Below are 13,067 nucleotides of genomic sequence, written 5' to 3' on the forward strand. Positions count from 1 at the left end.
CCGATGACCGACCTTTCCCCCAATCCCGCGATGAACGGTGGTGGCAAGGGCGCCAACCGGCTGCCGCGCCTGCTGGTGGTGGAGGACGATGCCGGGCTGCAGCGTCAGCTCAAATGGGCGTTCGACGATTTCGAGGTGCTGTGCGCGGGCGACCGGGCGAGCGCGATCGACCTGCTGCGCTATGAGGAGCCTGATGTCGTGACGCTCGATCTCGGCCTGCCGCCCGATCCCGATGGCGTCAGCGAGGGTTTTGCGACATTGGCGGAGATCCTTCGGCTGAAGCCCGATACCAAGGTGATCATCGCCTCGGGCCATGGCGAGCGGCAGAGCGCGCGCGATGCGATCGCGCAAGGCGCCTATGATTTCTACCGCAAGCCGGTCGAGATCGACGATCTGGCGCTGATCGTCCGCCGCGCGCTCAACGTGCAGCAGATCGAGCGCGAAAATGCGCGGCTCAGCCAGAAATCGGGTGAGGACCATACGGTGCTCGGCGGCATGATCACCGGCGATGCGCAGATGGTGAAAGCCGCGCGCACGATCGAGCGTGTCGCCAATACCAATGTCTCGGTCATGCTGCTCGGCGCGAGCGGGACCGGCAAGGAGCTGTTCGCGCGCGGCCTGCATGAGAAGAGCAACCGCCGCGGCGGCGCCTTCATCGCGATCAACTGCGCGGCGATCCCCGAAAACCTGCTCGAATCCGAGCTGTTCGGGCATGAAAAGGGCGCGTTCACCGGCGCCATCAAGACCACGATCGGCAAGATCGAACAGGCCGCCGGCGGCACCCTTTTCCTCGACGAGGTCGGCGACATTCCGCTGCCCTTGCAGGTCAAGCTGCTGCGCTTCCTGCAGGAGCGCGTGATCGAGCGGGTCGGTGGTCGCAGCCCGATCCCGGTTGATACCCGCGTGGTCTGCGCGACCCACCAGAATCTCGAGAAGATGATCGCCGAGGAGCGGTTCCGTGAGGACCTGTTCTATCGCCTTGCCGAGATCGTGGTGCACATCCCCTCGCTCGCCGAGCGGCCGGGCGATGCGGTGCTGCTCGCCAAGCATTTCCTCGCCCGGTTCGCCGCAGAGATGAACCCGGCCGTGAAGGGCTTTGCCCCCGATGCGCTGAAGATGCTCGATGCCTGGCACTGGCCCGGCAATGTGCGCGAGCTGGAAAACCGGGTGAAGCGCGCGGTGATCATGGCCGAAAGCCGGCTGGTCACCGCCGAGGATCTCGACCTCGAGCGCGCCGAACCGCAGACAGCGGAGTTCCTCAACCTCAAGGCGGTGCGCGAACTGGCCGACCGCAAGGCGATCCGCCATGCGCTCGCGCGGACCGAGGGCAATATCTCGGGCGCGGCCAAGCTGCTCGGCATCAGCCGCCCGACGTTGTATGATCTGCTCCGGCAATATGACATCCAGAGCTGATCTGCGTCCCGGCAACAGGCTGTGGCTGGCGCTCGCCGCCGGGGCCTTGCTGCTGGGAGCAACCGGCGCGGCATTGCGCGCCGAAGACATGGGTACGGCGCGCGAGGCGATGGCGCGCGCCGCCGACTATCGTGCGCGCGGCGACAATCGCGCGGCACGGATCGAGCTGATGAACGCGATCAAGGCCGCGCCGAAGATGAAAGAGGCGCGGCTCGCGCAGGCGCGGGTGTTTCTGGCGCTGTTCGACGCCGACGGGGCGGAGGGCGAGCTCCAGCGCGCGCTGGAATTCGGAGCCGATCGCGCGTTGGTGCGCGCGCCGATGGCCGAGGCGATGGTGCTCCAGGGCCGGGCCGGCGATGCGCTGCGCTGGCTGGGCGAGGGACCGGTGGCCAAGGCGGACATGGGCTATGCCGCGCGGACCCAGGGGCGGGCGCATCTGGCGCTCGGTCAGTATGACGAGGCGCGCGCTGCGTTTGATCGGGCGCTGCAGTTCACCCCCGATGACAGCCTGCTCTGGACCGACATTGCCCGCTTCCGCACCGCATCGGGCGATCAGGCGGGCGGGCTGGAAGCAGCCGACCATGCGGTTGCGCTCGACGCCGGCAATGTCCGCGCCTTGCAGCTGCGTGGTGAACTGACGCGCAGCCAGACCGGGCTCGCTGCCGCCTTGCCATGGTTCGAGCGCGCGCTGGCGATCGACCCCAATGATACCGCCGTGCTCGGCGAATATGCCGCGACGCTGGGCGATATGGGCCGGATGCGCGCGATGCTGAAGGCGGCGCGGCAGATCGTCGCGCTCGAGCCGAACAACCCGCGCGGCTATTTCCTGCAAGCCGTGCTCGCGGCGCGGGCGGGGCGCTACGATTTGGCGCGCACCTTGATGCAGAAGACCGGAGGCGCGCTGGAAGGCGTGCCGGCGGCGATGCAGGTCGAAGGCGTGGTCGAGTTCCAGCTCGGCAACTATCGCCAGGCGATCGACCGGTTCGAAAAGCTTGCCGATGCGCAGCCCCTCAACCGCCGCGCTGCCGAACTGCTCGCGCGCGCGCTCTATGCCGAGGGCGAGCACGAGGCGCTGCTCGAACGCTTCCGCCCGGTCGCCAATCGCGCGGGGGCGAGCGCCTATTTGCTGACGCTCGTCGGGCGCTCGCTCGAAGCGATAGGCGAGCGCGACGCGGCGCTCGAATATCTCGCGCGTGCAACGGCGCCCGATCCCGCACCGCTGCTGCGGCTCGATCAGGACGACGAACCCTGGCTGCTTGCCGATGCCGCCCGCGCCGCGCCGCGCGATGCGCGCGCGGTGGTGCCCTATGTCCGCATGCTGGTAGCGCGCGGGGATTTTGCGCAGGCGGAGGAATTTGCCCGCCCGCTCGCCGATGGCAATCCCGGCGTGCCCGACGCGCAGATGCTGCTGGGCGATGTGCTGTACGCCTCGGGCAATGCCAGTGGGGCCTTGCCCTATTACGAGCGCGCGGCGCGTATTCGTCTGGCGGAGCCGGTGGTGCGGCGCCTGTCGCTGGTGCTGCGCGAGCTCGGTCGTGCGCGCGACTCCGATGCGCTGCTCGAAAGCTTCGTCGACATGAGCCCGGCCAATACCGGCGGGCTGCGGTTGCTTGCCAACGCCTATATCGATCGCGGCGAATGGGCCGGCGCGGTAGCGATGCTGTCGGCGCTGCATGCCCAACTTGGCAGCAGCCAGCCGATGCTGCTCACCGATCTCGCGCTTGCCCGTCTGCGCGCGGGCGATCCTGCACGCGCGGCGCATGATTCGCGGCTCGCCTATCGCGTCCAGCCCGCAAGCCCGCTGGTCGCGCATGTGCGCGGCATGGCGCTGACCGAGGCGGCGGAGACGCCGATGCTGGCAGTGGAGATGCTCGAAAAGGCGCAAGCCCTGCAACCGCGCAACCCCTGGCTGCGCTATCATCTGGCCCAGGCTTATGCCGCTGCAGGCAAGCCTGGCCGCGCGATGGGCGCGCTGCGCGCCTCGCTGTCGCTGGGGGCGTTTCCCGAGCGTGCCGAGGCTGCGGCCATGCTGCGCGATCTGCAGGGCCGGAGCTGAGCGCCCGCACATTTTTGCCTGACCCTGCGCCAAATTCCGCTAAAGGGCAGTGATGACCGATACGACCAATCCCCTGCTCGATACGCGCGCGCTGCCGCGCTTTGCCGAAATCACTGCCGATCATATCGCGCCCGCGCTCGATGAGGCGCTCGCCCGTCATGCCGCGACGATCGAGGCGCTGGTGCGCGACAAGCCTGTCACGTTCGCCGACGCCTGGCTGCCGCTCGAGCGGGCAGAGGCGGAACTGGGCGCGATCTGGGCGGCGGTGTCGCACCTGCATTCGGTAGCCGACAGCCCCGAGCTGCGCACCGCCTATCAGGAGGGCGAGCAGCGGCTGGTTACCAACAGCATCATGGTCGGCCAGAATCGCGAGCTCTACGAGGTGTTCGAGGCGCTTGCGGCGACGCCTGAATTCGCTGCGCTGCCTGACGCAGACCGGGTCGCTGTCGAGCACGCACTGCGCGATTTCCGCCTGTCGGGCGTGGCGCTCGACGAGGCGGCGCGCGAGCGGTTTAAGGCGGTATCGGTGGAACTTGCGACGCTCTCCAACGCATTCGGCAGCGCGGTGCTTGATGCGACCGATGCCTGGGAAGAGCTGATCACCGACGAGGCGGAGCTTGCGGGCGTGTCGGAGACCGACAAGGCGATGTTTGCCGCCGCTGCCGAGGCGAAGGGCCAGACTGGCTGGCGCGTGACGCTGCAGGCGCCATCGGTCAACGCGATCCTGACCTTTGCCGAGAATCGCGATCTGCGCGCGCGGGTGTACAAGGCCTATGGCACCCGTGCTTCGGATCAGGGGCCGCATGCCGGTCAGTTCGACAATTCCGAGCGCATCGCCCGCATCCTCGAGCTGCGGCGCGAGGCGGCGGGGCTGCTCGGCTTTGCCGATCCGGTCGAATGGTCGCTCGCCACCAAGATGGCGTCGGACGGCGGCGCAGTGCTTGCCTTCCTGCGCGATCTTGCCAGCCGCGCCAAGCCGGCGGCGCAGCGCGATCTCGATGAATTGAAGGCCTTTGCCGCCGGGAAGCTGGGCATCGCCGATCTCCAGCCCTGGGATGTCGGCTTTGCCTCGAACCGGTTGCGCCAGGCGCTCTATGCGGTCGACGAGGCCGAAATTCGCGGCTATTTCCCGGTCGAAAAGGTGATGCAGGGCTGGCAGATGCTGCTCGAGCGGCTGTTCGGCATCCGCTTGCAACAGCGCGCCGACGCCTCGCTCTACCATCAGGATGCGCGCTTCTACGATGTCGTCGACGAGAGCGGCAAGGCGATTGCGGGCCTGTATCTCGACCTGTTCGCCCGGCCCGGCAAGCGCGGCGGCGCGTGGATGGGCGAGGCGCGCCCGCGCCGCAACGATGGCGATCACGTCCAGCTGCCGGTCGCCTATATGGTGTGCAATTTCTCGCCCGCCGGACCCGATGCGCCGTCGCTGCTCAGCCATTCGGATGTCGGCACGCTGCTGCACGAGACCGGCCACTGCCTCCACCTGCTGCTGACCGAGGTCAACCGCCCGAGCATCGCGGGCACCAGCGGGTTCGAATGGGATGCGGTCGAGCTGCCCAGCCAGCTGATGGAGGATTTCGCCTGGGACCGGCAGGTGCTCACCGCGATGTCGGGCCATTACAAGACCGGCGAGGCGCTTCCCGACGACCTTTTCGACCGGTTGCTGCGCGCGCGGCATTTTCAGGCCGGGCTGTTCCTGATCCGCCAGATCGAGTTCGCGCTGTTCGACATGCTGCTGCACCTTGGCACGATGGGCAGCGATCCCGTCGAGGTGATCGAGGCGGTGCGCGATGAGGTGGCGGTGATCCGTCCGCCCGCATGGCACCGCTTCCCGCATGCCTTTTCGCATATCTTCGCGGGCGGCTATGCCTCGGGCTATTACAGCTATCTCTGGGCCGAACTGCTCGCCGCCGACGGCTTCATGGCGTTCGTCGAGGCCGGGCTGCTCGACCGTGCGACCGGCGACCGTTTCCGCGCCGAGGTATTGGCGCGCGGCGCAATCCGGCCTGCGGCGGAAAGCTTCCGTGCGTTCCGGGGCCGCGACCCCGATCCGCGCGCGATGCTGGTGCGCCATGGGCTGGTGGACGCCGAAGGATGAGCGAGCTGTGCCCGCGCGGCTGGCTCAATGATGCGATCCGGCGGATCGAGGCGGACTATAACCGTTCCGCCGACACGCACCTGATCCGGCTCGAACTGCCACGTTTCCCAGGCATCACGCTGTATCTGAAGGACGAAAGCTCTCACCCGACCGGCAGCCTCAAGCACCGGCTGGCGCGATCGCTGTTCCTCTATGCCCTGTGCAACGAATGGATCGGGCCGGAGACCTGCGTGATCGAGGCCTCGTCGGGTTCGACCGCGGTGAGCGAGGCCTATTTCGCGCGGATGCTGGGGCTGCGCTTCATCGCGGTGGTGCCCGCGACCACCGCGCCCGCCAAGCTCGATGCCATCCGCTTCCAGGGCGGCGAGATTCACAAGGTCGACGATCCGCGCACCGTGTACGATGTCGCGCACCGGCTCGCGGCGGAAACCGGCGGTCATTATCTCGACCAGTTCACCTATGCCGAACGGGCGACCGACTGGCGCGGCAACAACAATATCGCCGAGAGCATCTTCGCGCAGATGGCCGAAGAGGAATATCCCGAGCCCGAATGGATCGTGTGCGGCGCGGGCACCGGCGGCACATCGGCCACTATCGGGCGGTATCTGCGCTATCAGCGTTATGCGACGCGGCTGTGCGTCGCAGACCCCGAACATTCGGTGTTCCACCGGCATTTTCATGATCGCAGCGCCACATCGCTCCCCGAAGGCTGCGCGAGCCGGATCGAGGGTATCGGCCGCCCCCGGGTTGAGCCGAGCTTCATCCCCGGGGTGATCGACCGGATGATCGCGGTCGACGATGGCGACAGCATCGGCGCGATGCGCGCGCTGTCCGATCGCCTCGGGCGTCGCGTCGGCGGATCGACCGGCACCAACCTGATCGCCTGCGCCGCGCTGATCGAGGAAATGGCGGCATCGGGCACCCAAGGCAGCGTGGTGACGCTGCTGTGCGACGGAGGCGATCGCTATCATACCAGCTATTATGACGATGGCTGGCTCACGCAGAGCGGGCTTGCCTGGCAACCGGCGGCCGAGCGCATGGCGGCTCTGCTGGGGCAATGACAAGGGGAGCGACGCGATGATGATAGGGGTTCTGGCGGCCGTTTCTGCCGCGCTCGCGGTGGCGGCAGGGGCATTCGGCGCGCATGCGGCGGCGGGCGAGCAGCAGGCCGAATGGCTGCGCACCGGCGGCCTGTATCAGATGGTACATGCCGTCGCGGCGCTCGCGATCATGGGCCGCGCGCCCGGTGCGGCCTGGACGCTGCTGATCGGCGGGGCGATCTTTGCGGTGACGCTCTATGCCATGGCGCTGGGCGCGCCACGCTGGCTGGGGGCGGTGACGCCAATCGGCGGCACGCTGCTGATCATCGGCTGGCTCTGGGCCGGCTGGATCTATCTCAAGGCCTGATCACCACCCGCGCGCGGGCGCGGGTGGTGCCAGCAGCAGGCATCAGAACTTGTAGCCGACTTCCACGCCGATGCGGCGCAGGCCGCCCGGCGAGATGAACGAACCGCCGAACTCGGCTGCGGTGATCACCTCGTTCAGATAACGCCGGTTGAGCACATTGTCCGCGAACAGAGTCACGCGCCACTGCTCGCCCTCGAGACCCGCGCGCACGTCGAGCACGCCGAAGGCTTCGCGCCGGGTGACCGCATAATTGGCGTCGCCGACAAAGGCGGGCAGCGCCAGCGCCGATCCGGGCAGCAGGCCGCTGAAGATCGTCGGCACGGTGTTGTTCTGCAGCGTGTGGAACCAGGTCGGGCCGGTGATGCGATAATCGGCGCGGGCGACCAGATCGAAGCTCTTGGCAATGGGGGCTACGATCTGGGTGCCCAGGTTGATCGTATAGTCGGCGGTCGAGGGCGACTTGTTGCCTACCGTCTGCGGACGCGAGCGGTTCTGCTTGATCTCGCTTTCGGTGACGTTGAACGCACCGAAGATCGTCCAGCCCGGCGTCACCTCGGCATTGAGGTTGAGTTCCGCGCCATACAGCTCGACCTTGTCGATGTTCGACACCACGCGGAGCAGACCGAACCCGCCGACGAAGAATTCGAAGAACTGCATGTCGCGGACATCGGTATAATAGCCCGCGAGATCGAACGTCACCTTGCCGTCGAACATCGATCCCTTGAAGCCGCCCTCGAACGCGCTGGACCGTTCCTTGCGATAATCGTCGTTGATCGTGACCTGCGATCCGATGAACTGGTTGAACGACTGGCGGACGATCGCGGCGGAGCCTGAATTATTGAAGCCGCCCGCCTTGAAGCCAATCCCCCAGTTGGCATAGACGTTGAAATTGTCGGCCACCGACCAGCGGAAGGTCAGCTTGGGCTGAAGCTGCTTGTAGCTTTCCGACTTGTCGGGGATGGCGCCTGCGGTCTGGCCGGGATTGATCGGCCCTCCGGTAAACGGATCGAGCACCAGCGGTACATTGTTGGAGACGCTGCGATCCTCGATGTCGTAGCGCAGCGCGAGGCCCAGGTTGATCCGGTCGTTCCAGTTATATTCGGCCGAACCGAAGGCGGCGTACACATCGGTGCTGAAGCTGTCGAAATAGAGCTGGGTCGTGGGGTTGGTCGTGCCCGGCGCGTTGTAGAGTCGGCGGATGATGCCCTGGCCAAGATCCGCGCCCAGGCTGACGCCGACATCGCGGCTGATGTTGAGATAATAGGCGCCCAGCTGCCAGTTGAACGGACCGTCGCCGTTCGAGGACAGGCGGATTTCGCCGCTGAAATCTTCCTGCTGGCGGATCTGGTACTGTGTGCCGTCGCAGGTCGTCGGGCTGTACGGGCCGAAGGTCGATCCGGTGGCCGGCGCGAAGATGAACGGCACCGGCGTCGCGCCGATGAAACCGGGCTGGTTGACCGGGAAGCCGGTGAGCTGCGCGGTGCTGCGGAAGCAGGCGTTCGATGCTGCGACCGATGCGGGCGTCGCGCCGGGGAAGGTGAAGCGGGCAAAGTCCGCCGAGGTGCCGTCAGCGGTCAGCGACTGGTCGACATCGCTGTACAGGCCCCACAGGGTCAGCTTGGCAAAGTCGAATTCATGCTCGAGCTTGATCGAAGCATCGAACGATGTCTGGTCGTTGGTCGGGCGGATATTGCTGTAGAAGTTGAACGGGTGGCGGTTCACATCCTCGAAAAAGGCGGGGTTTGCCGCCGCGAAATTGGGCAGGTGGAAGGCCGCGTTGAACGCGATCGACGCGCCGGTCAGGTCCGAATAGCGTGCCTTGGCGTCGATCTCGGTCCGGTCGCCGAGCTGCGCGACGAAGCGCCCATCCACCGACCATACCTCCTGGTCGTCGATGGTCTTGGAATTGCCCAGGAAGATGTTGCGATAGAAGCCATCGGTCTTGAGATAGCTGCCCGACAGGACGAAACCGGCATTTTCGCCGAGCGGGACCGAGATGAAGGCATTGCCTCTATAGGTCTGCTGTTCGGCGGCGCTGACCTCGATGCCTGCCTCCAGCCGGTCGCTCGGCTTCATCGTCTGGATGACGATCGCACCTGCGGCGGCGTTGCGGCCATAAAGCGCGCCCTGCGGACCTTTGAGGATTTCGATCTGGCGAATGGTGCCCTGGTTCTGGTTGAGCTGGGCGGTATTGGTCTTGAGAATACCGTCGACGACCAGAGCGACCGAGCTTTCGGCGTCGCGCGCGCCGTTGATGCCGCGGATGTTGATCTGCGTGTCGCCCGCCTCGGCCGTGCCGGTGACGATGGTGACGCCGGGCGTCAGCTGCACGAACTGGTCGGCGGTTTCGACCCCGGTCTTCTGGATGGCATCGGCGGTGAGCACCGTCACCGATGCCGGCACCTCGGCCAGACTTTCGTTCTGGCGGCGCGCGGTAACGATGATCACATCGTCCGCCGGTTCCGCCTGGGCCGAATCCTGCGCGAAAGCGGGTGTTGCCAGCGCGCTGGCGAGGACGGTGGCCGATGCTGCGGCAAACAGACTGGGTAAGCGCATGCTGTGAACTCCCTGATATATGTGGGTTCCCCCGAACCCTATATTTTGCTTGGCGGGTGTTGTTTCGGCCGGTCTTCAGACCAGCACATTGGCCCCGCTCATATAGACGTATACTTCCTGGAACCTGCCGTCGCGCAGGCGCCAGAAATTGGTGTTGTGCAAGGTGGTGACGCTGCCATCGGCGGCGGTCAGTTCGGCAATGAAGCTTGCCGCGATCCGGCCGTTGGTTTCGTCGACCGTGCAGGTGAAATCGCGGTGAACGATCTTCTCCCAGGCACCGAAGAAATCGGTGAACATCCGCTCGATTGCGGCCTTGCCGGCATGGGTGGTGAAGCTGGTCTGGACGGTGAACAGCGCCTCGTCATGGAAGCAGGCGAGCGTGGCCGCCATGTCCTTGCGGTCGACGCTGGCGAAATAGCTCTGCGTTGCGAACGCGATCAGTTCGTCGCGGCGCATGGTCGGGGCATATTGCATCAGAGATCCCCTTCTTTCAGCAGATTGTCGCCGCTCATGTACACGAACACCTCCTGGAACAGCCGGTCCTTGAGGTAGAAGCGGTTGCAGTTCTCGTAGCGCAGCTGCTCGCCGCCATTGGGCGTGATCAGCACGGTGAACTGCGAGCAGACCGCGTTCGATTGCGGATCGGCGACATGCACGAAATTGCCGTGCCAGATCTGCTCGAAATCGGCGAACAGCTTGACGAACATCGCCCGGATCGCCTCGCGACCGTCATGCACGGTGTTCGACGTGACTTCGGTCAGTCGCGCATCGGGGGCGAAGCAGTTCAGCACCTCGTCCATGTTCTTGTTGTCGACGCCATCGAAATAGCGCTTGGTGACGATGTCGACATAGAACGGATAGGGCAGCGGAGCCTGTCCTGCGCCGCCAGGTGACCAGTCTGTCATCAGAACCAACCCTTTCTGATATCTGCATCCTTGGGCACTTCCGGGGTCGGAAATGCCTTCTTGCTGTGGGTGAGGCCGCACTCGATCAGCCCTTCGAGGAATTTTCAGGCAATCTGGCCGGGATTGATCACCGGGATCGGCAGGTTTGCCGCCAGGAACGCCGCCGACTGGTGCATGGTGGTCGAGCCCAATACGATCACGTCCGCGCCGTCCTCTTCCATCGCGCGCGTGGCTTCGGCCTTGAGCTTGTCGAAGATCACCTCTTCCTTGCCCGCGAGCAGCTCGGTGACATCGGGCCGGGTGTCGATCGACCGCAGCGAGGCGACGCGGTCCCAGAAGCCATATTCGGTCAGCGTCTTCTGGTAGAGCGGGAACCATTCGGGCCACATGGTGAGCACGGTGAACTTCTTGCCCAGCATCATCGCGGCGGCGAACGCGGCTTCACCGGGGCCGATCACCGGGATCGACAGGCGCGAGCGCAGCGCGCGCAGCCCCGAATCGCTGACCGTGTCGATCAGCACTCCGGCATAGCCCTCGTCCTCGGCAGTGATGCCGGTCTGGAACACCGTCCAGTCCATCAGCAGCATGTCGTGATAGCTGTCACCCAACGCCGCACCCCAAGGGACGGCGACGAATTCGGGCGTAAAGCCGGGGCGGACGAAATCGGAAGGCAGCTGCGCGGCACGGGCGGCGACACCGGCCTCGTCCATGGGAATGGGTACTATCACCTTGATGCGGCGATCATCAGCCATACGCTACCCCACCTTTCGGGATCGTCTGCATCGGTTGGTCCGACCGCGATCCATGGCTTGACGGTATTGTATACAAATGTCTATCGTCAAGGCCGAAATTGGATTGGCGCAAGATCGGCGCAATTGGGCGCGCACCGGGCATGGGACGCCGGAGCGGTGCGTGACCCCGGGACGGGATGGCAGGCAATGGAAAAGGCAGCATCGCCGCGGGCATCGGATATCGCCTATGACAAGATCCGTCAGTTCGTGCTCTCGGGCCGCGCGGAACCGGGCCAGCAGCTGACCGAGGAACAGCTCGCGCGCATTTCTGGCGTGTCGCGTACCCCGGTGCGCGAGGCGGTGCGGCGGCTCGAGAACGAGCTGCTGATCGTGCGCAGCGATTCGAAACGGCTGTTCGTCGCGGACTGGTCGGCCGACGATATCGACGAGATGTTCGTGCTGCGCGGCATGCTCGAAGGCCATGCCGCCAGCCGCGCCGCGCGCAACATCTCGGGCCGCCAGGTCGAGGAACTGGGCCGGATTTCCGACCTTCTCGACGCGGCGGTGCGTTGCAGTCCGCCCGATGTCACCGCATTTCTGGCGCAAAACCGGCGGTTTCACGAGATCATTCTGGAGGCCGCCCGTTCTCCCCGCCTGTCCGCCATGCTGCCGATGCTGGTCGAACAGCCGGTGGTCCGCCGCACGGCCGCGCAGTACAAGACCGAAGAGCTGCTGCAATCGGCGCGTGAGCATCGCGAATTGATCGCCGCGTTCACCGCACGCGATTCGCACTGGGCCCGCGCAGTGATGACCAGCCATATCCGCCGCGCCTTCCACGTCTTCAGCAGCACCGCCAAGCGCCACAAGGAGCAGCGCCAGGCCAATGACTGAGTCAGTTTTCCGAGCGGCTGGACGGGCTCTCCACAAATGTATACAAACATCGCCATGAGCAGCATCCAGATTGTCGAAGTCGGCCCGCGTGACGGCCTGCAGAACGAGCCCGATATCGTCTCCACTGCCGACAAGCTGGAGATGATCGGCCGCATGATCGATGCAGGCGCGCGGCGGCTCGAGGTGGCAAGCTTCGTCCACCCGCAGCGCGTGCCGCAAATGGCCGATGCGGAAGCCGTGATCGCCGGGCTGCCTGACCGCGCGGACGTGTCCTACATCGGCCTGACGCTCAACAAGCGCGGCGTGCTGCGCGCGCTGGCGACCAGGGAAGGCGGCAGGCGCGGGGTCGACGAGATCGGCTGCGTGATCGTTGCCACCGATACGTTCGGGCAGAAGAACCAGGGCCAGACGGTGGCGGAAGGCATTGCCGAGGCGAGCGAGATGATCCGCTTTGCCAAGGAAAACGGCCTGATCGCGCAGGTGACCATCTCGGCCGCGTTCGGCTGCCCGTTCGAGGGCGATGTGCCCGCGCAGCGGATCGTCGACATCGCAAAGGCGGTGCTGGAAGCGGGGCCGTCCGAGATCGCGCTCGCCGACACGATCGGCGTCGGGGTGCCCGCGCAGGTGACCGACCTGTACGGGCGGCTCAGCGAGTTCGTGCCAGCAGACATTCCGCTGCGCGCGCATTTCCACAACACGCGCGGCACCGGCATCGCCAATGCCTGGGCGGCGATCCAGGCCGGGGTTTCCGTGCTCGATGCGAGCCTGGGCGGGCTGGGCGGCTGCCCGTTTGCGCCCAGGGCTACCGGCAATATCGCCACCGAAGAGCTGATCTATCTCGCAGAGAAATCGGGGATCGACCACGGCATGAATCTGGACGCCGCCATCGCGGCCAATCGCTGGATGGCCGGGATTCTCGGTCGCGAGCTGCCTTCCCTGGTTGCCCGCGCGGCAGCCTGAGGCGGAACCAAACATCAATCATGTCGGCGCCAAGCCCGGCAATTGAAGGG

Annotated in this window: 11 protein-coding genes; 7 read left to right on the plus strand and 4 right to left on the minus strand. The window is 65.8% G+C overall.

The window, feature by feature from the left end:
- The first annotated feature begins 3 nt into the window (after positions 1–3).
- From prsR to OPU69_RS04600, 5 genes are read left to right on the plus strand one after another with little or no spacing between them, the layout of a single operon-like run.
- A complete protein-coding gene (gene prsR / locus OPU69_RS04580) occupies positions 4–1,413 on the plus strand; it encodes a PEP-CTERM-box response regulator transcription factor (RefSeq protein ID WP_171007804.1) in 1,410 nt (469 codons plus the stop codon).
- Positions 1,397–3,469: a tetratricopeptide repeat protein gene (locus OPU69_RS04585; RefSeq protein ID WP_498509492.1), complete on the plus strand. Its 2,073-nt coding sequence runs from the start codon at positions 1,397–1,399 to the stop codon at positions 3,467–3,469. The genes prsR and OPU69_RS04585 overlap by 17 nt, the downstream gene beginning before the upstream one ends.
- Positions 3,470–3,521: 52 nt before the next feature.
- Entirely contained in the window at positions 3,522–5,567 is a 2,046-nt protein-coding gene (locus tag OPU69_RS04590) for a M3 family metallopeptidase (protein WP_498509493.1), read from the plus strand.
- Positions 5,564–6,628 (plus strand): PLP-dependent cysteine synthase family protein, encoded by a 1,065-nt coding sequence (locus OPU69_RS04595; RefSeq protein WP_060978939.1) that lies wholly within the window; start codon positions 5,564–5,566, stop codon positions 6,626–6,628. Before OPU69_RS04590 ends, OPU69_RS04595 begins: the two co-directional genes overlap by 4 nt.
- Before the next feature lie 19 nt (positions 6,629–6,647).
- On the plus strand, positions 6,648–6,974 hold the full coding sequence (locus OPU69_RS04600; RefSeq protein ID WP_060978965.1) for a DUF423 domain-containing protein: 327 nt from the start codon (positions 6,648–6,650) through the stop codon (positions 6,972–6,974).
- A 42-nt stretch (positions 6,975–7,016) separates the two neighbouring features.
- Here OPU69_RS04600 and OPU69_RS04605 read toward each other — a convergent pair whose 3' ends face one another.
- The 4 genes from OPU69_RS04605 to OPU69_RS04620 all read right to left on the minus strand — a co-directional run bounded on the left by OPU69_RS04605 (position 7,017) and on the right by OPU69_RS04620 (position 11,187).
- The gene (locus OPU69_RS04605) at positions 7,017–9,530 is read right to left on the minus strand and encodes a TonB-dependent receptor (protein WP_498509494.1); all 2,514 of its coding nucleotides are present in this window, start codon (positions 9,528–9,530) and stop codon (positions 7,017–7,019) included.
- A gap of 75 nt (positions 9,531–9,605) precedes the next feature.
- Positions 9,606–10,004 carry a nuclear transport factor 2 family protein gene (locus tag OPU69_RS04610; RefSeq protein ID WP_060978937.1) on the minus strand — a complete coding sequence of 133 codons (399 nt, stop codon included), beginning with the start codon at positions 10,002–10,004 and terminating at the stop codon, positions 9,606–9,608.
- Entirely contained in the window at positions 10,004–10,435 is a 432-nt protein-coding gene (locus OPU69_RS04615) for a nuclear transport factor 2 family protein (protein ID WP_060978936.1), read from the minus strand. The genes OPU69_RS04610 and OPU69_RS04615 overlap by 1 nt, the downstream gene beginning before the upstream one ends.
- Before the next feature lie 104 nt (positions 10,436–10,539).
- Positions 10,540–11,187 carry an aspartate/glutamate racemase family protein gene (locus OPU69_RS04620; RefSeq protein WP_498509495.1) on the minus strand — a complete coding sequence of 216 codons (648 nt, stop codon included), beginning with the start codon at positions 11,185–11,187 and terminating at the stop codon, positions 10,540–10,542.
- A 186-nt stretch (positions 11,188–11,373) separates the two neighbouring features.
- Between OPU69_RS04620 and OPU69_RS04625 the strand changes: the two genes are divergently transcribed.
- Positions 11,374–12,057, plus strand: coding sequence for a GntR family transcriptional regulator (locus OPU69_RS04625; RefSeq protein ID WP_060978934.1), 684 nt, complete (start codon positions 11,374–11,376; stop codon positions 12,055–12,057).
- Positions 12,058–12,111: 54 nt separating this feature from the next.
- Positions 12,112–13,017 (plus strand): hydroxymethylglutaryl-CoA lyase, encoded by a 906-nt coding sequence (locus OPU69_RS04630; protein WP_498509496.1) that lies wholly within the window; start codon positions 12,112–12,114, stop codon positions 13,015–13,017.
- Positions 13,018–13,067 lie beyond the last annotated feature (50 nt).

This window comes from Blastomonas sp. 34TW, from assembly GCF_059803595.1.

Excerpts from the sequence above, each read along its gene's own strand:
- prsR (WP_171007804.1), top strand. The coding sequence starts at position 4 with ATGACCGACCTTTCCCCCAATCCCGCGATGAACGGTGGTGGCAAGGGC.
- OPU69_RS04585 (WP_498509492.1), top strand. The coding sequence starts at position 1,397 with ATGACATCCAGAGCTGATCTGCGTCCCGGCAACAGGCTGTGGCTGGCG.
- OPU69_RS04590 (WP_498509493.1), top strand. The coding sequence starts at position 3,522 with ATGACCGATACGACCAATCCCCTGCTCGATACGCGCGCGCTGCCGCGC.
- OPU69_RS04595 (WP_060978939.1), top strand. The coding sequence starts at position 5,564 with ATGAGCGAGCTGTGCCCGCGCGGCTGGCTCAATGATGCGATCCGGCGG.
- OPU69_RS04600 (WP_060978965.1), top strand. The coding sequence starts at position 6,648 with ATGATAGGGGTTCTGGCGGCCGTTTCTGCCGCGCTCGCGGTGGCGGCA.
- OPU69_RS04605 (WP_498509494.1), bottom strand. The coding sequence starts at position 9,530 with ATGCGCTTACCCAGTCTGTTTGCCGCAGCATCGGCCACCGTCCTCGCC.
- OPU69_RS04610 (WP_060978937.1), bottom strand. The coding sequence starts at position 10,004 with ATGCAATATGCCCCGACCATGCGCCGCGACGAACTGATCGCGTTCGCA.
- OPU69_RS04615 (WP_060978936.1), bottom strand. The coding sequence starts at position 10,435 with ATGACAGACTGGTCACCTGGCGGCGCAGGACAGGCTCCGCTGCCCTAT.
- OPU69_RS04620 (WP_498509495.1), bottom strand. The coding sequence starts at position 11,187 with ATGGCTGATGATCGCCGCATCAAGGTGATAGTACCCATTCCCATGGAC.
- OPU69_RS04625 (WP_060978934.1), top strand. The coding sequence starts at position 11,374 with ATGGAAAAGGCAGCATCGCCGCGGGCATCGGATATCGCCTATGACAAG.
- OPU69_RS04630 (WP_498509496.1), top strand. The coding sequence starts at position 12,112 with ATGAGCAGCATCCAGATTGTCGAAGTCGGCCCGCGTGACGGCCTGCAG.